Source organism: Vibrio kyushuensis, assembly GCF_050337325.1.
Classification (GTDB): Bacteria; Pseudomonadota; Gammaproteobacteria; order Enterobacterales; family Vibrionaceae; genus Vibrio; species Vibrio kyushuensis.
The window spans coordinates 276303-296462 of sequence record NZ_JAKJSV010000002.1 but is presented as its reverse complement, the minus strand read 5'-3'; the positions used below and the strand labels follow the sequence as shown (position 1 = coordinate 296462).

Here is a 20160-nt window from a genome sequence, read left to right as displayed (position 1 = left end):
TAACTTAAATCCAAAAAAGATGGGAGACGACACAGATGTTCGCCTCCCATTTCATTAGTATTATCAATGCTATATTCTCAGGGATTCACGTTATGGATAACGATATCAACGTACCAACAAAACGCGCTTTTATTACCGAATGGTTAATATGGGCGATCCCTGCGTATATTGCTCTCGCTGTAATTATGAGCTTTCACTACTTACTTAGCGTAGAGAACGACAAACAATACGCTCTACATAATGAGCGTGTGATTGTCGACTTGATTAAAGAAGTACTTGGTGAAACTCTCGTTAGAATGAGCGCCGATGCGAAAAACCTGTCGTATATTACCAGTGAACTGATCTCTACCAACTCCAATCAAACTCAAGCATTAGCCGAGTTTTTTAGCCAGTTAAGCTCTAATAACCATAACTACGACCAAATTCGCTACATTGATAGCTTCGGTGATGAAAAGCTTCGCATTAACAATGTCGATGGCATGATCAATTTGGTGCCTCAGGCACTGTTGCAAAACAAAGCCCACCGATATTACTGGCAACATTCAAGCAAGCTCAGTTCTGGTCAAGTTTATATCTCTCCAATGGACCTCAATATTGAAGGCGGAGAGATCCAAAAACCGTTAAAGCCAACCATACGTGTTGGTACTCCTGTATTTGACAATAACGGAAAGAGACTCGGCGTTATTATCCTCAACTATAAAGGGAGCCAGTTAATCAATAAGCTTTTTACTGTCGCGCCGAGCTTTACCAATCATGTCTATCTCTATAATCCACAGGGCGTTGCTGTTATTCACCCCAGCGACAATGGGCAAGCCAACTTTGCCATTAATGCCAATCGAGATATCTCTACAGAAGCCTTAGAGCTTTTAAAGCAAAGAGGTGAAGGGCAGAACCTATTTGAAACCGATTACTACACCTACGCCCAGATAAGTGCTCCTAACAATGGTAACTGGACCGTCGTTTCGGTTTTTCCAACAGCCCGCTTTAATCTTTCTCGTCTCGCCTTCAGCAATCAGTACTCCTTGCTATACGCTTTGGCTTTGCTCATCGCCACCATATCCACGATCTCATTTAGCCGTTACCGAGTTCATACTCGATACCTAAGACAACAACAGCGCTATGAACAGCAATTTCGTCACACGTTAGAAAACATTCAACTAGCAGCAGTGAGTATCAACCATAAAGGAGTCATAACCTTCTGTAATGATTTCTTTTTGAATATGGTGGGGTACAGCAAAAACGAGGTAGTTGGATTTAATTGGATTGAACGATTTATCCCTAAACGCCTGCAGGCTCAGGCTCAAGAAGCACTAACAGAAGCCATTCGCCATCAAGCTCATCAGCCGCACAGTGAAAGCGTAGTATTAAGTAAATCAGGAGAGATACATCTGGTCTCATGGACATCGACTTTTACCGAATCCAATGACGCATCTATAAGCCTCACTCTTTTAGGGGAAGATGTTACTGAGCAAAAAATGGCCCAAGATCAATTACAGCAGCTTAGCCATGTTGTAGAGAGAAGCCAAAACTCTGTGATGGTGACCGATCTTGATGGCAGTATCCTCTACGTAAACCCTGTATTTTGTGAACTTACAGGTTACTCAAGAGATGATGTGATAGGCCGAAGTCCGAAATTTTTACAATCAGGAGAAATGCCTGACTCAGGTTACGAATTACTGTGGCGAACACTTAAAACCGGCAATGAATGGCGTGGAGAGTTTCAAAATCGAAAGCAAAATGGCGAACTCTATTGGGAGCGAGCACGCATTTCACCAGTAAAAGATGTCGAAGGTCGACCACTCTATTACGTTGCAGTTAAACAAGACATTACTGAAGAGAAGCGACTTGCGAAAGAGGTAGAAAGACAAACTAAAGAGCGCATTCAACACGAAAAACTCGCTGTAGTCGGTAAGGTAGTGAACATGATTGCCCACGACCTTAGAAATCCACTCAGCTCCATTAAAATGGTGTTGCAGATCCATGCTCGTAACGAGAAAAATGAGATGTTTGATATTTCATTGGAGCAAGTGCGCTATATGGAAGCGATACTTGAAGAGCTACTGACGTATTCTCGCCCCGATCAATTCAAACCAGAATGGATCGATATAAATAAGCTTTTGGAAACATTAATTGCAAGCCAGCAAAAGATGGCTCAAGAATCAAACGTTGAACTGCTTTTGTTATTCCAACCAAATCTTCCGACGGTGTATGCTGACCCAATAAAACTGCGTCAAGCAATGCAAAACGTTTTGGTCAATGCCATACAAGCCTCGCAATCAACCACAAAGCACAAAGCTCAGGTGAAAGTCTGTACTAACATTATGATCACAGATTCATCGACTCAACTTCTTATCGACATCGAAAATAACGGACAGTCCATTGATCCATGCTTAACTGAAAAAGTGTTTGAACCTTTTTTTACTACAAAAGCTAAAGGGACTGGGCTCGGCCTCGCAATAGTAAAACGAATTATTGACACACACCAAGGGCAAATACATTTAAGTCCAATAATGCCTTCCGGCACGCAAACCAGAATTAGAATTCCAACATCTCCACCACGAACCACAATTGCACCAACAACAAATGAGCAAGAATGCTTAGACGTACAAGAAGCATGAATTAATGAACAAAGGACTGCGAGAATAATGACATGAGTAAAATATTGATCGTCGATGATGATTCTGGTATTAGCAGAACTTTACAGCTCCATTACCAAAGCCAATCACACACCGTTGAGATCGCACACTGTGTTGATGACGGCGTTAAACTTGCGCTATCACTGCAACCAAATGTGATTATTTTAGATATTCGCATGGAGGGAAAGTCAGGGATTGACGGGCTGCCCGAGTTTAAGGCTGCATGCTCAGAAGCTCGAGTGATCATGATCACCGCCTTTCATGACATGGACAGCACCATTCAAGCAATGCAAAAAGGGGCGGATGAATATATCCACAAGCCGATTGATATTGATGAGCTTGATCAGGCCGTGATTAAAGCGCTTGAATATCAAGCCTCCAATGACCTTGATGCCGTCATTATACCTGAAGCCTTTGGCCACTCTATGGTGGGGTCTTCTCATGCAATGAAAGAGGTCTACAAGACCATAGGCCGTGTCGCCTTAACTAACGCTTCAATTATGATCACCGGTGAATCAGGTACAGGCAAAGAGATGGTCGCCAGAGCCATTCACAATGCAGGAAGATTAACCACCTCACCTTTTGTTGCTCTCAACTGTGCAGCCCTAGTTGAAAACCTATTAGAGTCAGAAATGTTTGGCCATAAGAAAGGGGCGTTTACAGGTGCAGTTTCTGACCAGCCCGGTAAATTTGAACTTGCCAACAAGGGCACACTGTTTCTCGATGAAGTGGGTGAATTGACTCCGCAAATTCAGGCCAAATTACTGCGAGTGTTACAAGAGAAAGAGTTCACACCAATTGGGGCTAAACAAACCGTAAAAACGTCTGCTCGAATCATCTCGGCAACCAATGTTGACTTTGAGCAAGCGATCAAAGACAAAGAATTTCGAGAAGATCTCTTCTACCGCCTACAAGTTGTGCGTATTCACATTCCACCTCTTAGAGATCGACGTGAAGACCTAGAAGATCTCATTCCAGCCTTACTCGCTCGCGCCAATAAAGAGCTGGGTACAAAAGTGGCTAAAGTGGCGCTTGATGCCATGGAGCTGCTATGCCAATACCATTGGCCGGGTAATGTTCGAGAGTTAGAAAACACCTTAACCAAAGCGATAGCTCTGTGTCCGGGTAATATACTTAGCGCTGACCTATTTGCTGAACTTAAACCTACAGTTGAACTAAACCAGAATAAACTATTTGAAGAACCAAACCTTAGCCTGCAAAATAACGAATACCACCACGTATTACGTGTGCTCAATAGTGTTTCTGGTCATAAAGGGAAAGCTTGCGATATTCTCAAAATTAGCAGGCCAAGACTGCAACGAATTTTAGAAAAAAGTGAAGGATAACTCAGGTGTTTGGATTTTTATTACTGTTACATATTTTAGGTGCCACCATTTGGACTGGAGGGCACATTGTATTGGCATTCGTCGTTCTGCCAAGGATCCTCAAAGAAAAAAGCCCCGAAGAACTGCTTAAGTTCGAGTCTGTATTCGAAAAAATCGGCATGCCTGCACTCATAATACAAATAGTGACAGGGGTTTCTCTTGCCTACCAAAAAGCGCCAGACTTTATGCTTTGGCTCGACTTTTCCAATCCATTGATTCATGTCATCTGGCTAAAGCTAACTTTGCTTCTCGTTACTTTCTGTTTTGCTCTAAGCGCTCGATTTCGTGTTGTTCCGAAACTAAGTGACCCTAAATTAGGAAAAGAAACCCTGCCGTTAATGGCATGGCATATCATTCCTGTCACCATAATTTCGATTTTATTTGTAGTAGTCGGCGTATCATTTAGGACAGGGTGGTTTTATTAACCGTTTTAAATACGAATACCAACCGCGAGTTTAATCTCGCGATTGCATCTAAATTCATCTACCCTCGATACGCAGTGAGCGTTAGTTTATTGGTTTATCCATTTGATTCGTAGAATAATCAAAATCATGACTTACCTCACTGCTCGCGCTGTTTTCTGTTCCATCCAGTTTTTCTGAATGACTTTCGACTGGAACAGCCATACTCGTATCGTTAGTTTCTGTCTCTGCACCAACTCGAACAGCCTTCTCAGGAAGGTAGACACCGCGCTTATACAGTTTATTCAGAGCTTTAATGATTGAATGTTTACCCACTTTCTTTGCGGTGATCTTTTGGATCAATGGCTTAGCAAGTGATTGAAGGCCAACAACTGAATCTACACCAATGTTGCCTCCAACTTTATCCCTCAAAACTTTCGCAGGTTCATATCCAAAGTGCGCTGACAAAAACAACCAAATATAGGCTATAGCATTGCCTGTTTTTCCTCTATCAATCCAAGCCTCTCCTGCGTGATACATAGATTGGGCATGACCCTTTTCAGCAGCGCGCTCTAGCCAATAACACCCTTTACTATGATCTACACCGACCCCAATGCCATTCAAATAGTTAAGACCAAGTTTCATCCGCCCTTCTGAACTATTTAACTTTGAAGCTTTTGTGTACCAGAAATTTGAATCTTTCGGGCTAGGCATTGGGTTAGTTGGTGAAGTACACCAATCCCCCATAAATAGTATTGCAGGCAGGTGTTTGTCTTCCGCCGAGTTTCGAATCATCTCCAAAGCTTTATCTACATTAATCGCTGTCCCCTTACCTTTCAACAAGGCCATCCCCATATCAAATTTGGCTTTGGTACTGCCTTCTAGTGCTGTGATACAAGTTTGCCAAAACTTCGATTTTTCTTTGAGAATAAGGTCTTCACGCATTTTTTGACTTATTCGAACAACACCGTACATGCCCGTTACGTTATCAAGTTCAGCGGCTTTATCGTACCAATACAATGCTTCTTTTACGTTTGTTCTTTCCGCTTCTTTCGCTAGAAAAAGAATAGTGGGAATATGACCATTTTCAGCTTTACCTAAACGTTCTTGTCTTTCTAGCTGGCGAGACTTTTCTAGCGCTTTACGATAAGCCACTTCTCGTTGCTTTCTTTCTTCGTCTAGTCTCTTCCTGCGAAGTGATAGTGAAAGCATCCACAGAAAGGCTAGAATCAATGATAAACCGGTTGCGCCAATCGCAATCCCTATAATACTCATACGTCGAATTCTTATATTATGATGCTTAGTTATCGGTCATTAGATGAAAATATTGAGAAATACCGACACTTTTTACTTTCTCTAATTCAATTATACGTAGATATATGAAAAAGAACCTTATCTATAGTCTTGCGTTTAAAATACCACATAGACAATTTCTAGGGAGTATTTCAACAAAAAACCCCGCATAATTGCGAGGTTTGGATAGTATTGAGTAGTAAAAAGATCGATTACTTAGCGTTACTGCACTGACGAGTGTTTTCAGCTATTTTTTTTTCAGCCATTTTTTTATCGGCGATTTTCTTTTCAGCTAGCTTATTCTCAACAACTTTGTTTTCCACAACGTTATTGTCAGCCAACTTTTTTGCATCGCTAAGCTCAACAACTTGTTGTTCAGGTGTCGCGTGAGTCACACCGGTAAATTTACCGCCAGGTTGAATGCTGAGGTTATCGCTGTAAATGGTACCAACGACACTACCGCGAGCAAGGATTTCAATTGTCTCAGCGTGACAAGTACCTTCAAACTTTCCATTCACTAGAACACGTTCTGCGTAGACTTCTCCGCTAACAATGCCCGTTTCGCTAATTGTTAATGTATGCTCTGCACGGATTTCACCATCCACAGCACCATCAACTTGTAGATCACTTTCTAGCCTGAGTTGTCCTTCAATCGAACAGCCTTTTGCGATGACAGTTGTAGCTGACTGCTGACTCTTAACTCGACCTTGTTTACTAAAGATTCCCATCGGATACCTCTTACTTTACTGAATATGGTCTCAAATTCATCCACACCCCAATCCACGAAGGGCCTAGGATCTAATGCACGACCAACAAATCTAACTTCATAATGTAAATGTGGACCTGAAGACAATCCACTATTTCCTGAATGAGCAATTAAGTCCCCTTTCTGAACAAAATCGCCACTTTTAACCAAAAATTTATTTAAATGTGAATAAGAACTGGTAAATCCATAACTGTGTTGAAGTCGAAGAAAATTACCCGAACCTTTATTACTTGGTCTTGTGACCTCAACGACACCGTCAGCTGGTGCGTAAACTGGCGTTCCAGTATTCACAGCGAAATCTTGTCCACGGTGTGTTTTAACCACACCCGTCACTGGGTGTATTCGTTTCCCGTATCCTGACGAAATTCGAGCGTTATGAACAGGCGCACCGCTTGGAATCTGAGTCAACATCACCATTCTGACCGAAGATGTAATCGCTGCTGTGTCTAAGCGTGACTCCAGTTCAAATTCGTTCTCAGTATCACTCATACCGAGAACCTTTTCCAAGTCTCCCAACCTATCTGAGACCAAGTTCATACGTTCTTCACGAACCACTAGGTCACTCTCCAGACTTAGCTTTAATTCTTGAAGAGATGAGACCTCTTCCGTCAATGACATTGACTTTGTTTCTAGCTCACGTTGCTTAAGCTTAGCAAAGTCGACCTCATCTACCAGGTGATAGATCACACCTGCTGTCACTACAATCGCAATTAACGAGAAATAGCCTAGCCCTTTTAGAAAGTGGCGGATCCACTTTCCTAAATGAAAATGTCGAGTTCCGTGAATAGACGAAACTGAAACTACTACTCTTTCTTCCATACTTCCATCAGTGCAATTGCTTAAAAAATTATCAGGATTCTAGCAAACAAGTCAGCTTAACAAAACAAAGTCCTGTTTATGATTACATCAACCTCACAGCTTTATTGCCAACTATGTGACTTGTTACTAGTCGAGTTTTGCATTTAATTGACATAAGTTTTTATAAATTCTAACTATTTTTCATCCTTTAGGGACAAAAGCACTTCTACCCTTTTTTATTGGTAAAAGATCTCTTAATATCGGCCCATAATTTACTTTTTCGCGAAAACTATGAACAAAAGCTTACTTACTAACCTAATCGCGCTGATTATTCTTATCGGTGGTTACTACTTCGATAACGACATCATCTTTTTTGCTGGGCTGTTTGCCTTCTCTGGAGCAGTCACTAACTGGCTCGCTGTGCACATGCTATTTGAAAAGGTACCCGGGCTTTATGGCTCAGGTATCATCCCAGCTCGCTTTGAAGAATTTAAAGCTGCGATAAAAACGCTCATGATGGAACAGTTTTTTACAGAAGAGAACATCGATCGCTTTTTGAATAAAGAGATGGCCGGAGATAAATCTCTAAACCTCGAACCAATACTTGAGAAGATAGACTTCAACCCAACGTTTGATTCACTCGTTGAGGTTATCGCAAACTCTTCATTTGGCGGAATGTTAGCGATGTTTGGTGGTACAGAAGCATTAGTCCCACTCAAAGAACCGTTTGTTGAAAAAATGCAGCAATCGGTTGTTGAAATCAGCCAAAGCGATACGGTTAAGCAAGCTATTAAAGAACAATTTGAATCACCAGAAATGATGAGTGAGATCACCACCAACATTGAAAATATCATCGACCAAAGACTTAATGAGCTCACGCCTCAACTGGTTAAATCTATGGTTCAAACCATGATCAAAACCCATTTAGGTTGGCTTGTCGTTTGGGGTGGTATTCTTGGTGGTCTTATCGGTATCATTTCTTCATTGGTCCTTTAACAAAACGGCCAATCAAAAAAACAACTTAAACTTAAAAAGGAAAATATTCAGGTATTTTCCTTTTTTCTTTCATATCGAAACGAGTTTATTTAGTTAAAGGCTTATAACGTCGAAAGCAGCTCAGGGTTAACACCAAGGCCATGCTTATGCTCTTCAATAACCACTTCACTTCGTGTTTGAATCACTCCGGGTAAAGTCCCCAGTTTGCTCGACATAAAGACTTGATATGCTTTCATGTCTTTTACACGCACTTTTATCATGGTGTCAAAATCACCTGATAGCGAATAACATTCTTCTATTTCAGGCATAACGGATACGGCATCTGAAAACTTTTCAAAGATAGAGAAGCTTGTCTGGTCGAGACGGATATGGATAAATACTTGCACATCTAACCCTAGTTTCTCAGGGTTTAGTTCAGCATGATAACCGTTTATATAGCCCTCTTTTTCAAGGCGCTTAACACGGTCTGAACACGGTGAGGTGGTGAGGTTTACTTGCTTTGCCAGTTCTACTACCGACAAACGCCCCTTAAGGTGAAGCGTTCTTAATATTTCGCGGTCAATTCGATCTAAGTCCATTTTCATACGCATACCTATCAAACTTGATTTTGATAATATACTAAGCAGACCTAGTTAACGCTAAACACATGCACAATCAGCGTTAGAGCGTGGCTTAGATCACTCTTATATCTGAAAAATTGGTAGCCGTTAATTCTGAACGACTATTGCAGTCACGGCAAAAACCCTGCTTTTCCATTTTTACGTAATGATCGCCTTGGAATAAGCTGGTAAACAGCATTTGAATTCCTTGAAATGTCGATTCTTGTTTCTCTGACTGACAACGCTTCATAACAACTTTGTGGTGAGTTGGCTTGCGACAACAATTGCAGTAGACCTTCGACATTTTCATTTCTCCAGAACAATAATAGGGTTATTGATAATTGACACATTGTGTATGTGTAAGTTCAATTGACCCAAACATTAGTTTGAAAAACGTGAGCGAAGTTCAAAAAGAAAATCCGTGCTTTCGTTAATTACAATAGCTAAACCGTCTGGGTCTCATATTTAATACAACAATGTCCTGCTATAAACAGGACATTGTGGATACTAAAACGCAAAACGGTCTAAACAGTCAGGCTGTGGTCATTGTTTCTTCAAGTTTGACAATAGCCCGTCAGTTCATTCATTTATTAGTCTAATTCTTGCAACTGTTTTTCAAATTTAGCGTGTAATTGAACCACTTCTTCTTCAGGCTCTCCGCTCATTAAGCTAACAACCACAATACTGATTGTTGAAAGAATAATCCCTGGGACAATCTCATACACATCGAACCATCCACCGCTTATTTGCTTCCACACTACAATGGTCACACCACCAACGATAATGCCGGCCAATGCGCCGTTACGGTTCATTTTCGACCAGTAAAGGCTAAGTACAACCGCAGGGCCAAATGCTGCACCGAATCCTGCCCATGCGTAAGAAACTAAATCAAGCACAGAGCTATCTGGATTCATTGCTAAGAAAAGAGCAACTAGAGATATCCCTACAACAGCAAAACGACCAATACGGACAATTTCTTCAGACGTTGCTTGTTTATTAATGATTTGTTTATAAAAATCTTCGGCTAAAGCAGAAGATGACACCAATAATTGTGAATCTGCAGTACTCATAATTGCCGCTAGAATCGCAGCGAGAAGCATACCAGCAATAACCGGGTGGAAAATCGCATCGACTAGAAGCATAAATATTGTTTCACCGTCTGCTAAGGTTTCCATTGGCGAGTTTGTTACATAAACAAGACCAACCAACCCTACGAGTAACGCGCCGACCATTGACAATGCTGTCCATAACACTGCGATACGGCGAGCGGTAGTCAGGTCTTTATTTGAGCGAGTTGCTTTAAAACGAGCCAAGATATGCGGCTGACCAAAGTAACCTAAGCCCCACGCAACCAATGAAATAATGGCAATGGCTGATAGTGGCTCACCTTTCGTGTCATTCCACAGTGTTAGTAGCTCAGGGTTGATATTAGTTAAATCCGTTGTTAATTGACCTAATCCGCCTTGCATTGCGGCTACAGGAACGATCATCAATGCCGCCGCCATCAACAGCCCTTGCACTAAGTCGGTCCAGGATACAGCTAAGAAACCTCCAAATAATGTATACGAAACAACACATAACGTACCGATAATCACCGCGTAGGTGTAATCTAAGCCAAATACTGTTTCGAATAATTTACCGCCAGCCACTAAACCTGAGCTTGTATAAAAAAGGAAAAACAACAAAATGAAAAACGCAGATATAGTCTGGATCAGCTTTGAGTTATCGTTAAAACGTCTCGATAAGAATTCAGGTAGTGTTAGAGCATCAGTGGTGATGCTATAAGTTCTAAGACGTTTAGCGTTGATATACCAGTTAGCCCATGTACCTAGGAGTAGACCACCCGCTAGCCAAACCGCTTCGATACCCGCGGCATAAGCATAGCCCGGTAATCCAAGCAATAACCAACCACTCATATCCGACGCGCCTGCAGAAAGTGCAGCAGGCCACGGCCCCAATGAACGGCCACCTAAAAAGTAATCGGTAGAATTCTTCGTACGTTGGTATGCAATGATCCCTATTGCCATCATCATAATCAGATATGCAATAAAAGTGGTTGTAATAGCAAAGCTATTTTCCATGTTTTGTTCCTCTTATATAAAAATAATCTTCCATGAACGCCCCAATAGTTCGGGGCGCCATTTTGAAAGAGCTTGTTGCTTGTCGTTGTTAGTGAGCTTCGTTTCCAAGCTCAAGCAATGTAGCGTTGCCGCCCACTGCGGTGATATTGATGGTTCGAGTTCGTTCGGTAATAAAGCGCAAGCATAAAGCAGGATCTTGCGCACTTGTTAGCTTTGACATGTCCGTTTCTGTTGTCAGTAATACAATCGCGCCTTCTTGGGCTGTCAGCTTGCGATTAATCCCAATTTCAGTATCAATGGAACCAATGTACCCAACACTTCGAATATTGGTCTCAAGTAACGGTTGGTAGGCTTCTAGCGATTCAAACTGCAATACGTTACTTGGCAGCAATGCCGCTTTAAACGATTTTTCTAGCAGCGACACCAACTCCATATCATCACTACACATAATCACACTATTGCCAGCTAATAATGCCGCTGATAGTTGCGCAACAACGGCTAGTCGAGAATTCGCAATCGTACTGTCATGGATGATAAGCGCCACTCCACGACCAGAAGTGTATAGCTCGTTTGTTTCTCCAGTTGGCCCCACCAACTGATGCGACTGGCTTAGAAAGTTAGCAGCGTGTTGTTCGTGAAACTTGATTACAGCACTCAGAGATGGTTTTGCCTTTTCAATCTCTGCTTGTGCTGATAGCAGGTACTTACTTCTGAGTTTATAATCGACTTGATTCCAACTTTCCCACGCGAGATAGGAGTCAGAGTAACGAGTAATTTGATGCATCATGATCTTTCTCCTAAACCGACGTTTCCGTGAGTTTCAATTGTGTATAGCGGTAAAGGTAATGTGGCCCACCCGCCTTTGGTCCAGTACCTGAAAGGCCCTGACCACCAAAAGGCTGCACACCTACCACGGCTCCAACTTGGTCTCGATTGATATAGCAGTTTCCAACCCTTGCGTGGTTTTCTATCCATCGATATGTCGTTTCATTTCGACTGTGGATACCCATTGTGAGACCAAAGCCTGTCTGATTGATTTGTTCAACCACTTGAGCTAACTCCTGCGCTTTATAGCGGACGATATGCAAAATTGGCCCGAAGTGCTCTTGATCCAAAATCGAAATATTCTCTATTTCAAATGCACATGGCGCAACGAAGTCACCAAACTCACACGTTTCATCCAGTGTTAATTGGGCAACTTTTTTCGACGTCACCATCATTTGATCGATATGAGCTTGTAATTTCTCTTTAGCCAAGGTGTCAATGACAGGTCCAACATCGGTACTGTGTAGATAAGGAGCGCCAACACTGAGCTCATTCATCGCACCTTGAATCAGTGAAATGATACGGTCAGCAATGTCTTCTTGAACGTATAAAACACGAAGTGCTGAGCATCGTTGACCCGCGGAGGCAAATGCTGAACGAATAACATCACGAACCACCTGCTCAGGCAGAGCCGTACTGTCAACAATCATGCAGTTTTGGCCACCGGTTTCAGCGATAAATGGAACTGGCGATTGATCTCTTTTTGCTAGAGATTGATTAATGCGTTGGGCTGTTATGGTTGAACCAGTAAACGCGACCCCCGCAATGGCCGGGTGCGTGGTTAGAGCAGTACCAATCTCACTACCCTTACCTGGCAGCAATTGAATTGCGTCTTTTGCAAAGCCTGCTTGATGCATCAATTTAACCGCAAAATCTGCTATTAAACTGGTTTGTTCCGCAGGTTTTGCAACCACTGTATTACCAGCAACCAAAGCCGCGGTAATCTGGCCTAAGAATATTGCGAGTGGGAAGTTCCAAGGGCTGATACAAACAAACACGCCTAAGCCTTCTCTAGAAGCAATCTGCTGAGTACCATCAAAGCCCTGTATTTTCGTTGGGCCTAACTTCTCTATCTGTTTTGCATAGAAGCGACAAAAATCAACCGCTTCACGAACTTCGTCAATACCATCATGAATCGTTTTTCCCGCTTCTTTATGACAAAGTGCAACAAGCTCCGCGAGGTTGCTCTCTAGCAGTTCAGCAAGCGTATCTAGCGCTTGAGCACGCTCACTTACATCGGTTTCATTCCACCCTTTAAATGCAGCAGAGGCACACTCAATCGCCTCGGAAACATGATCAAGGCTAGCATAACCAACACTACCGACATCAATACGACGATCATACGGTGCAGTAACCGTCACAACGTCTATAGAACTCTTATCCTCACCGTTAATGATTGGGCTAGCGTGCCACTGTTTATCAAGGAATGAGGCAACTTTTTCATCAAACAGAGTCGCTTCGCTTTCGATATCAATATTGACGCCCGCAGAGTTCTTTCTTTCAGGGAAAACATCACCAGGCAGTGGGATGCTATGGTTACCTAAAGAGTCGTACGCAAGGAGCATATCAACCGGGTGCTGAGTTAGGCTATCAACAGGGCAGCGAGCATCAACCAGACGGTGGACAAAAGAACTGTTGGCACCATTTTCTAGCAATCGACGAACGAGATATGGCAACAAATCTTTATGGCTTCCAACGGGAGCATAAATACGAACAGACTGTTTATAAGCTTCTTTCGCATGATGATAAAGCGAGTCACCCATACCATGCAGTCGCTGATACTCAAATTGATCATGAGTCGCCATCACTGAAATAGCGGTAACGGTATGAGCGTTGTGACTAGCAAACTGAGGGAAAATATTGCCTTTCACTGTGTCACTTAATAAAAAGCGAGCACAGGCTAAATAAGCAACGTCTGTCGCTTCCTTACGGGTATAAACTGGGTAATTGGCAAAGCCACCTTGTTGTGACAACTTAATTTCCGTGTCCCAGTACGCGCCTTTAACCAGACGAAGTGGAATCAGGTCGCCTTGATCTTTTGCAAGCTTCGTTAACCACGCAAGAACCGCCAATGCACGCTTTTGGTAAGCTTGAACAACGATCCCCAGTTTACCCCAGCCTTTTACTTTGTCACTTTGATACAGCTTTTTAAATAGGTGCAGTGATAACTCTAAGCGGTCGGCTTCTTCTGCATCAATCGATATAGCGACGTCTAGCTCAACAGCGCGATCTAGTAGTTGGATGACTGTGTCGTAAAGCTCAGTCAGTACACGTTCTGAATTAGCCACTTCGTATCGAGGGTGAAGAGCTGAAAGTTTGATCGAAACAGAAGAAGGTAAACCGCTTGCTTGACTCTGTATTTGACGCCCTACAGACTCGATGGCCATAAGGTAGCTTTTGAAATACTTATTCGCATCTGCTGTGGTTAGAGCTGCTTCACCTAGCATATCAAAAGAGTAACTATAACCTTTATCAACCAGTGGCTTTCCGTTCTTCTGTGCTTGCTCGATGCTTCGACCAAGAACAAACTGATGCCCCATAATCTTCATGGCTTGATTCATGGCTTGGCGAATGACCGGCTCTGACAATTTATTCACTAAGCGATTCACCGCTTGAGTCGGGCTACTAGATTCTTTCCCAGACAACCCCACAACCTTACCCGTGAGCATCAGCCCCCAAGTCGAGGCGTTTACAAATACGGAGTCTGAATTCTTCAGGTGAGATTTCCAGTCAGCAATGCTTAGTTTGTCTTTAATTAATGCGTCAGCCGTCGCGCTGTCTGGGATACGCATTAATGCTTCAGCTAAACACATCAATAAAATGCCTTCATGAGTATCTAAGCTGTACTCAAGTAGCAACGCATCAATCATTTGAATCGATTTTTTATCCGCACGAATAGCTTCAATTAGCAGCGTCGTCTTTTCTTCAATTTGCTGTTTTTCGTTATTAGAAGACGTTGCTAGAGGTAATAATTGCTCAAGCCATTGGGATTCATCGACCATATAGAGTGGCGAGATCAGTGACCACAAAGTATCAAGTGGCTGATCTATAAACTCTGCTTTCAACACATCAGTAGCTGTAAACATGGTTTTCCTCAATCTCACATCCAAAGAGAATCTTTAGATTTCCTACCATGGCTGGCAGTGTATTTTGAGCTTGAGTTGATTACTTGTCAAAAACTCCGAGTATTTTGCTGTTTTCTACGATAATTAACAGAACATAAACAAAATCACATTCATTTAAGCAATGTAATGTGTGGATTATTTGGCTTCACTTAACATTATGTATATTTTTATATTGTCTTGGTGACATACCTTGCAACCTTGAAAAGCTGTGAGTGAAGGTACTTTGCCCAGAAAACCCAGATAGCTCTGCCACTTGTCCTAAAGAGTATTGCCCTTTCTCAATTAAAGATTTGGCCCGATCGATTCGTTTACCTAATACGTATTGATGAGGAGTAATTCCCATCTGCTCTTTAAATAAATGATGGAACTGGCTTTCAGCTAAAAACACGCTGCCAGCGAGTTGAGCGACCGAGATCTTTTGCGTCAGATGCTGTTCGACATAGCGCTCAATAGCGTCCAAATCAAAGCGAGATTCCTTTTTAGAGTGCTCAAAATGAGAAATATGGCGCTGAAATAGCGCTATGACCGTGTCATTGCATGCTCTGCTTAATAACTGGTCATCGGGGTTCAACTGCATTTCGACGGTCAACATTTGAATGATTTTTTGAATCTGTCCATCTAGCTGGAAGTAAGTGTCCGAATTAGCCAGTTGATTGAGCTTCTGCAAGATTAGAGGATCATCGTCACTAGGCATTGGCATATTCAAGACCAATATTTGTGAATTCCCAACGAAAGCACCAAAAGCATGATCACTTCCTGATGTCACAACACAACCTTGCCCTGGGCCAACTAGGTTGCCTTTGCCAGCAACTTCAAACTCGGCTTTTCCTTTTAGCCCAATCACAATTTGAGTGTATTGATGGTCATGACAGTCCATATACGACGGTAGAGTGACTAATTCCGCTGGCTTTGGCGACAAAAGATTGGCTCTGCCAATTAAATCTGATTTGGTCGTCTTATTATTATCTTTCATTTAAGGCTTTCTACTCTGTAGTTATCTCGCATATTACAGCAAAACCATCGCAAATTGCATGAGGAGTAGCTAACGAATAACAATATGAATACATACGCACACTCACAATAGGGATTGATGTTTATTTGAGCACCACAGCAAAAGGAACAATGATCGAGTGCACATTAATTACGGTTCATGTCTATTCAATCGATATAGATGGATGCTGCATCAAATTATAGGCTTGCATATTTTAAGATAAAGACCAGAATGGACGTTGTACGACTTAAAATTTATCTACCAAACTTTTCTATCGACTTGTTATTGATAAATTTTCCGTACAAATAGAAACAAAATATTTGTTATGAGGCAGTCAAAAGCCCGTCAAAAGTTTGTCTTTTCCACTGATGAATAAGTGGGTTAACACGTTAATTTGTTGCAGGGACCTATGATCAAACGTCGAATCCCAGCGCTATTGCTTGCGCTAATCCCTTTTTGGGTATCTCTATCGGTGAACGCGGAAGAAGCCAACCAGATCGATCCGGTTGCCGCTATCGATGAAAAAATTAATATTAAGCAAAACGAACTGAATACTATCTCTTCAGAATTTGAAGCTGAAGGTAGCAAACTTCAACAGCTTAAAAACGAGCAAGCTCGTCTAAATCGCAATGAGAAAGAACTTAATGCGAAGCGCAACAGAGCTAAATCTGCGCTAGACAAGCAATACAGTCGCTTGCTTGATGATCCTGAAACTGATCTTATTTCTTTCCAGAAGAAGTATCAGGAGTCTTGGGCTGCGGTTAAAGAAAACCAATCGAGCAAGCTTGAAAACGATCAAGCCATAACTGAAGCAGAAATGCGTCTTTCTCAAGTAAAACAAAAGCAAGCTCGCCTTAATACTGAGTTTTCAAATTTGAGAGAACTTCGTGTCGATGCGAGAGTTAAGCGAATTCAGTCTGAGCTTCGTGAAAGTGATGTTCTTGAAACAAGTTATAAAACCACTTGTTCAACAACAATGACACTTGGCGAATGTGCAAATCAAGGTAGCCACTTAACTAAACAAAAGGCAGTAAAATCGTTTAGAGCTAAGTTGCTTGGCAATCTAACTGAATCAGTGATTGCGAAACAAAACCTTAAAGGTGTTCAGCTTAATATTCATATCCAAGAAAGCCAAGTTATCCGTAGCGGCTTTGAAGGTAATAATGAGTACTTCACCCAACTACAATCTCAGCTTCAAGCAAAACCAGAAGCTGTGGCAGCATGTAAGTTACTTAACGTATCACCTCGATACTGTTTAAGAGGTGAAGCAGCAGCGACTACGAAGAAAAACGATAAGAAATGGGCTAACGTAACCGTTCGTTCAGATCAATATAATGACTCTGTCGTTATCAATGGCGTTGATTACGGTAGTACTCCTATTGAAGTTGTTCTACCGAATGGACGTCATCAAGTTAGCGTATCTAAAAGTGGATATGAAACTTACAATCGTGTTCTTACTATTAATGGTAATGACACCGTTTGGGTGAAACTACGTCCAAGTAAGCAAAGCTAATAAGTCTGGTATTTGAGTGAAAGTCGAAATTATGGTTAAGCATACAACGACTTGCTCTTACAAGGACTCAATAGCTACACCATTTTGTCATCAAGCTACCACTCGGCGACTTAAGACAAAATGGTGTTTTACTTACAATCAGCCATATATTATTAATTTGATGAAGTAGGAAAACAATGCGTCAAGGTTTACCCGCTCTCTTACTAGCTCTCGCTCCTTGTCTAGTTGCAACCTCTACTATTGCAGAAGATGTTCCTACATCCGTGATTGCAATAGATGATGCATTGTTCACTAAACATGCTGAGTTATCGAGTGCTATAAAGGACAGAGATAGCCAACAGCAAGCAGTTGATAAGCAAGAAGATCAATTAGCTAGCGTCAATAAGCAGGCTAAAAAGCTTGATCGTTCATTAGCGAAAGCGAAATCGAATCTAGAGCGTGACTATCAACGCATGATCGATGAGCCGGAACTCGATCTCACTTCCTCTCAAACTAATTACCAAGAGGCTTGGGCTGAAGTAAAGCAAAACCAAATTTTACGTCTTGACGCAGAGCAAAAGCTTCAAGAGCAACAATCCCTTCTTCTGACAAAAATAAGCAACGTCGCCGCGATCGAAGAGAATATCTCTCACCTCGACAGCTCTAAATTACGCGCTCGAGCAGATCGATTAAAGTACGAACTTAGACAATCAGGCTCTCAAAAAGTTAGCTTTACTAACGTCTGCGCTGCCAACATGACGATTGCTCAATGTGACAAACAAACTGTCGATCTTGCACTGCAAAAATCCGTCAATCAGTTCCAAGCTACGTTGGTTGCTGACACGACAGAAGAAAAGCTGATTAAGCAGAACCTAGATAAAGTCTCTCTTAACATTCATGTATTACGCCATAAAACAATTGAATCAGGCTTTTATGATGGTAAACGTTATCGCGCTGTCATGGATGTTCAATTAGATGCAAGGCCCACTGAAGTTACTGCTTGTAGCCTACTTGGCCTTGATTCTCAGTACTGTTTTGCACCTGGTCAATACAATGAAAGCCAAGTTAAGCAAAAAGAGACCGCTTGGGTTAATTTAGTGGTGCGTTCGAATCAGCATAATGATCGCGTATCAGTGAATGGCGTAAGCTACGGCAGTACACCTGTTGAAATAATGCTGCCAGTTGGCGCTCATATGATAAGTGTTGCCAAAGAAGGCTATAGCTCGTTCAACCAAGAGCTAAAAATAAATTCAGATCATCAGCTCCGTGCTGTTCTGCGTGAGAACCAGAACGAACTAGCAGCGGGCGATATATTTGCTGATGCATTGTCTAGCGATGGAGTTGCACCTAGCCTAGTTACTTTTGTGCCAGGAACGTATCTCATTGGAAAACATGGTTCAAAGCAAGTTCACCTTGATCATGCTTTCGCAATAGGAGCGACACCAACAACAGTGAATCAGTTTGAAAATTTCATCGATAGCACCAACTACCAAACTGATGCTGAGCTAACCAAAGTATGTACGACGATTCAACGATCTGAGATCACGCCAATCCCAGATAGCTACTGGCGAAACCCTGGCTTCAAACAATATTCGAACTCCCCTGTTGTTTGTATTAGCCAAAATGACGCAACAGCCTATACAAAGTGGCTTAGCGAACAAACCGGTTACAACTATCGTCTGCCTACTGAAGATGAATGGGAAATCGCAGCGAGATCTGGCTCTGAAACAAATTATTGGTGGGGCGACAAATTTAAAACAGGCGAAGCGAATACTGGTTGGAGTGGCACACCATGGTCAAACTCTAGTACCTCTCCAGTAAGTGCATTTAAACCTAACAACATGGGCTTATATGACACTGTTGGTAATGTATGGGAATGGACCAATGATCGCCGTGGCATGTCAAAGGGCGGAGCTTGGAGCTTCTCTCCATCAATGGCCTCATCACATGAAAGACTGTTTGTTGCACCAGAGTCTGCATCCAACTATGTCGGGTTTAGAATCATTAGAGAAATTAACTAATCTTTTCTGACCAATAAAAATAACAAAGCCGCTATTGATTAGCGGCTTTTCTATATAACTTACAAACAACAGACCTACGGCGCTAGTCGATCAATATCCCACTGCCCGTCATGTTGAGAAAACAAAAAACGGTCATGCAAGCGGCGCTCGCCACCTTGCCAAAATTCAATAGTTTCAGGTCTAATTCGAAATCCACCCCAAAATGTTGGTACGGGTATTTCACCTTTCTCAAACTTTTTCTTCAACTCGAGAAATTTGCCCTCTAATACTCCGCGAGCTGAGATTCGGCTACTTTGGCGACTGGCAATCGCTGCAATCTGGCTATCCTTAGGGCGAGAGGTAAAGTACTTCATATTCTCCATCGCACTCAATTTTTCAGCCGTCCCAGTAATATGTACTTGACGCTCCATTGGGTGCCACGGGAAGTGTAGACTCACCTTATTATTTACGCCTATTTGTTGTGCTTTTCGGCTACCTAAGTTGGTGTAAAACACAAAACCGTTTTGATCAGCATTTTTTAATAACACAATACGCTGGAATGGTTGCCCGTTCTCATCGACTGTCGCGACCGTCATCGCAGTCGGATCCGTCAACTTTGCTTCAATAGCTTGTTGAAGCCAAACATTGAACTGCTCAACTGGATTAGCGTTTAAGTCACTTCTTCTCAATCCATCTTTCGCGTACTCACGACGAATATCTGAAAGTTCCATTTCAACTCCTGATTATTTTTCATCGATTGTGCTCTGATAGC

The 20160-nt window shown here is 42.1% G+C and carries 16 protein-coding genes; 6 read left to right on the top strand and 10 right to left on the bottom strand.

What is annotated here, in order from left to right; genetic code table 11:
- Window positions 1-92: 92 nt before the first annotated feature.
- The 3 genes from L4D20_RS01320 to L4D20_RS01310 are packed head-to-tail and all read left to right on the top strand — an operon-like array spanning window position 93 to window position 4446.
- Complete coding sequence (locus L4D20_RS01320) at window positions 93-2618, top strand: PAS domain S-box protein (protein ID WP_428799760.1); 2526 nt, start codon at window positions 93-95, stop codon at window positions 2616-2618.
- Between the two features lie 32 nt (window positions 2619-2650).
- Window positions 2651-3982, top strand: a complete 1332-nt coding sequence (locus tag L4D20_RS01315) for a sigma-54-dependent transcriptional regulator (RefSeq protein ID WP_428799759.1) — start codon at window positions 2651-2653, stop codon at window positions 3980-3982.
- A 5-nt stretch (window positions 3983-3987) separates the two neighbouring features.
- The gene (locus tag L4D20_RS01310) at window positions 3988-4446 is read left to right on the top strand and encodes a CopD family protein (RefSeq protein ID WP_428799758.1); all 459 of its coding nucleotides are present in this window, start codon (window positions 3988-3990) and stop codon (window positions 4444-4446) included.
- Between the two features lie 81 nt (window positions 4447-4527).
- On the opposite strand, the gene L4D20_RS01305 is transcribed toward L4D20_RS01310, so the two are convergent.
- The 3 genes from L4D20_RS01305 to L4D20_RS01295 form a co-directional block, all read right to left on the bottom strand.
- Complete coding sequence (locus tag L4D20_RS01305) at window positions 4528-5697, bottom strand: tetratricopeptide repeat protein (RefSeq protein WP_428799757.1); 1170 nt, start codon at window positions 5695-5697, stop codon at window positions 4528-4530.
- A 230-nt stretch (window positions 5698-5927) separates the two neighbouring features.
- Entirely contained in the window at window positions 5928-6443 is a 516-nt protein-coding gene (locus L4D20_RS01300; RefSeq protein ID WP_428799756.1) for a bactofilin family protein, read from the bottom strand.
- On the bottom strand, window positions 6347-7300 hold the full coding sequence (locus L4D20_RS01295) for a M23 family metallopeptidase (protein ID WP_428799755.1): 954 nt from the start codon (window positions 7298-7300) through the stop codon (window positions 6347-6349). Before L4D20_RS01295 ends, L4D20_RS01300 begins: the two co-directional genes overlap by 97 nt.
- Window positions 7301-7570: 270 nt before the next feature.
- Here L4D20_RS01295 and L4D20_RS01290 point away from each other — a divergent pair, with 270 nt between their 5' ends.
- Window positions 7571-8275, top strand: coding sequence for a DUF445 domain-containing protein (locus L4D20_RS01290; protein ID WP_428799754.1), 705 nt, complete (start codon window positions 7571-7573; stop codon window positions 8273-8275).
- A gap of 101 nt (window positions 8276-8376) precedes the next feature.
- Here L4D20_RS01290 and L4D20_RS01285 read toward each other — a convergent pair whose 3' ends face one another.
- From L4D20_RS01285 to L4D20_RS01260, 6 genes are all read right to left on the bottom strand, one after another.
- Window positions 8377-8853 (bottom strand): Lrp/AsnC family transcriptional regulator, encoded by a 477-nt coding sequence (locus L4D20_RS01285; protein WP_428800730.1) that lies wholly within the window; start codon window positions 8851-8853, stop codon window positions 8377-8379.
- Window positions 8854-8947: 94 nt separating this feature from the next.
- Window positions 8948-9178: a hypothetical protein gene (locus L4D20_RS01280; protein ID WP_428799753.1), complete on the bottom strand. Its 231-nt coding sequence runs from the start codon at window positions 9176-9178 to the stop codon at window positions 8948-8950.
- Between the two features lie 286 nt (window positions 9179-9464).
- Complete coding sequence (gene putP / locus L4D20_RS01275; RefSeq protein WP_428799752.1) at window positions 9465-10955, bottom strand: sodium/proline symporter PutP; 1491 nt, start codon at window positions 10953-10955, stop codon at window positions 9465-9467.
- A gap of 88 nt (window positions 10956-11043) precedes the next feature.
- On the bottom strand, window positions 11044-11742 hold the full coding sequence (locus L4D20_RS01270) for a 1-pyrroline-5-carboxylate dehydrogenase (RefSeq protein ID WP_428799751.1): 699 nt from the start codon (window positions 11740-11742) through the stop codon (window positions 11044-11046).
- 10 nt (window positions 11743-11752) lie between these two features.
- Window positions 11753-14866, bottom strand: a complete 3114-nt coding sequence (putA, locus tag L4D20_RS01265; protein ID WP_428799750.1) for a bifunctional proline dehydrogenase/L-glutamate gamma-semialdehyde dehydrogenase PutA — start codon at window positions 14864-14866, stop codon at window positions 11753-11755.
- A 184-nt stretch (window positions 14867-15050) separates the two neighbouring features.
- On the bottom strand, window positions 15051-15878 hold the full coding sequence (locus L4D20_RS01260) for an AraC family transcriptional regulator (RefSeq protein WP_428799749.1): 828 nt from the start codon (window positions 15876-15878) through the stop codon (window positions 15051-15053).
- A 427-nt stretch (window positions 15879-16305) separates the two neighbouring features.
- Here L4D20_RS01260 and L4D20_RS01255 point away from each other — a divergent pair, with 427 nt between their 5' ends.
- Window positions 16306-17409, top strand: a complete 1104-nt coding sequence (locus L4D20_RS01255; protein WP_428799748.1) for a PEGA domain-containing protein — start codon at window positions 16306-16308, stop codon at window positions 17407-17409.
- 176 nt (window positions 17410-17585) lie between these two features.
- Window positions 17586-19409 carry an SUMF1/EgtB/PvdO family nonheme iron enzyme gene (locus tag L4D20_RS01250; RefSeq protein WP_428799747.1) on the top strand — a complete coding sequence of 608 codons (1824 nt, stop codon included), beginning with the start codon at window positions 17586-17588 and terminating at the stop codon, window positions 19407-19409.
- Between the two features lie 74 nt (window positions 19410-19483).
- Here L4D20_RS01250 and pdxH read toward each other — a convergent pair whose 3' ends face one another.
- Window positions 19484-20119, bottom strand: coding sequence for a pyridoxamine 5'-phosphate oxidase (pdxH, locus tag L4D20_RS01245; RefSeq protein WP_428799746.1), 636 nt, complete (start codon window positions 20117-20119; stop codon window positions 19484-19486).
- Window positions 20120-20160: the final 41 nt, after the last annotated feature.

What these genes read in the sequence shown, in the direction of transcription:
- L4D20_RS01320 (WP_428799760.1), top strand. Translation starts at nt 93, where the DNA reads ATGGATAACGATATCAACGTACCAACAAAACGCGCTTTTATTACCGAA.
- L4D20_RS01315 (WP_428799759.1), top strand. Translation starts at nt 2,651, where the DNA reads ATGAGTAAAATATTGATCGTCGATGATGATTCTGGTATTAGCAGAACT.
- L4D20_RS01305 (WP_428799757.1), bottom strand. Translation starts at nt 5,697, where the DNA reads ATGAGTATTATAGGGATTGCGATTGGCGCAACCGGTTTATCATTGATT.
- L4D20_RS01300 (WP_428799756.1), bottom strand. Translation starts at nt 6,443, where the DNA reads ATGGGAATCTTTAGTAAACAAGGTCGAGTTAAGAGTCAGCAGTCAGCT.
- L4D20_RS01295 (WP_428799755.1), bottom strand. Translation starts at nt 7,300, where the DNA reads ATGGAAGAAAGAGTAGTAGTTTCAGTTTCGTCTATTCACGGAACTCGA.
- L4D20_RS01290 (WP_428799754.1), top strand. Translation starts at nt 7,571, where the DNA reads ATGAACAAAAGCTTACTTACTAACCTAATCGCGCTGATTATTCTTATC.
- L4D20_RS01285 (WP_428800730.1), bottom strand. Translation starts at nt 8,853, where the DNA reads ATGGACTTAGATCGAATTGACCGCGAAATATTAAGAACGCTTCACCTT.
- L4D20_RS01280 (WP_428799753.1), bottom strand. Translation starts at nt 9,178, where the DNA reads ATGTCGAAGGTCTACTGCAATTGTTGTCGCAAGCCAACTCACCACAAA.
- putP (WP_428799752.1), bottom strand. Translation starts at nt 10,955, where the DNA reads ATGGAAAATAGCTTTGCTATTACAACCACTTTTATTGCATATCTGATT.
- L4D20_RS01270 (WP_428799751.1), bottom strand. Translation starts at nt 11,742, where the DNA reads ATGATGCATCAAATTACTCGTTACTCTGACTCCTATCTCGCGTGGGAA.
- putA (WP_428799750.1), bottom strand. Translation starts at nt 14,866, where the DNA reads ATGTTTACAGCTACTGATGTGTTGAAAGCAGAGTTTATAGATCAGCCA.
- L4D20_RS01260 (WP_428799749.1), bottom strand. Translation starts at nt 15,878, where the DNA reads ATGAAAGATAATAATAAGACGACCAAATCAGATTTAATTGGCAGAGCC.
- L4D20_RS01255 (WP_428799748.1), top strand. Translation starts at nt 16,306, where the DNA reads ATGATCAAACGTCGAATCCCAGCGCTATTGCTTGCGCTAATCCCTTTT.
- L4D20_RS01250 (WP_428799747.1), top strand. Translation starts at nt 17,586, where the DNA reads ATGCGTCAAGGTTTACCCGCTCTCTTACTAGCTCTCGCTCCTTGTCTA.
- pdxH (WP_428799746.1), bottom strand. Translation starts at nt 20,119, where the DNA reads ATGGAACTTTCAGATATTCGTCGTGAGTACGCGAAAGATGGATTGAGA.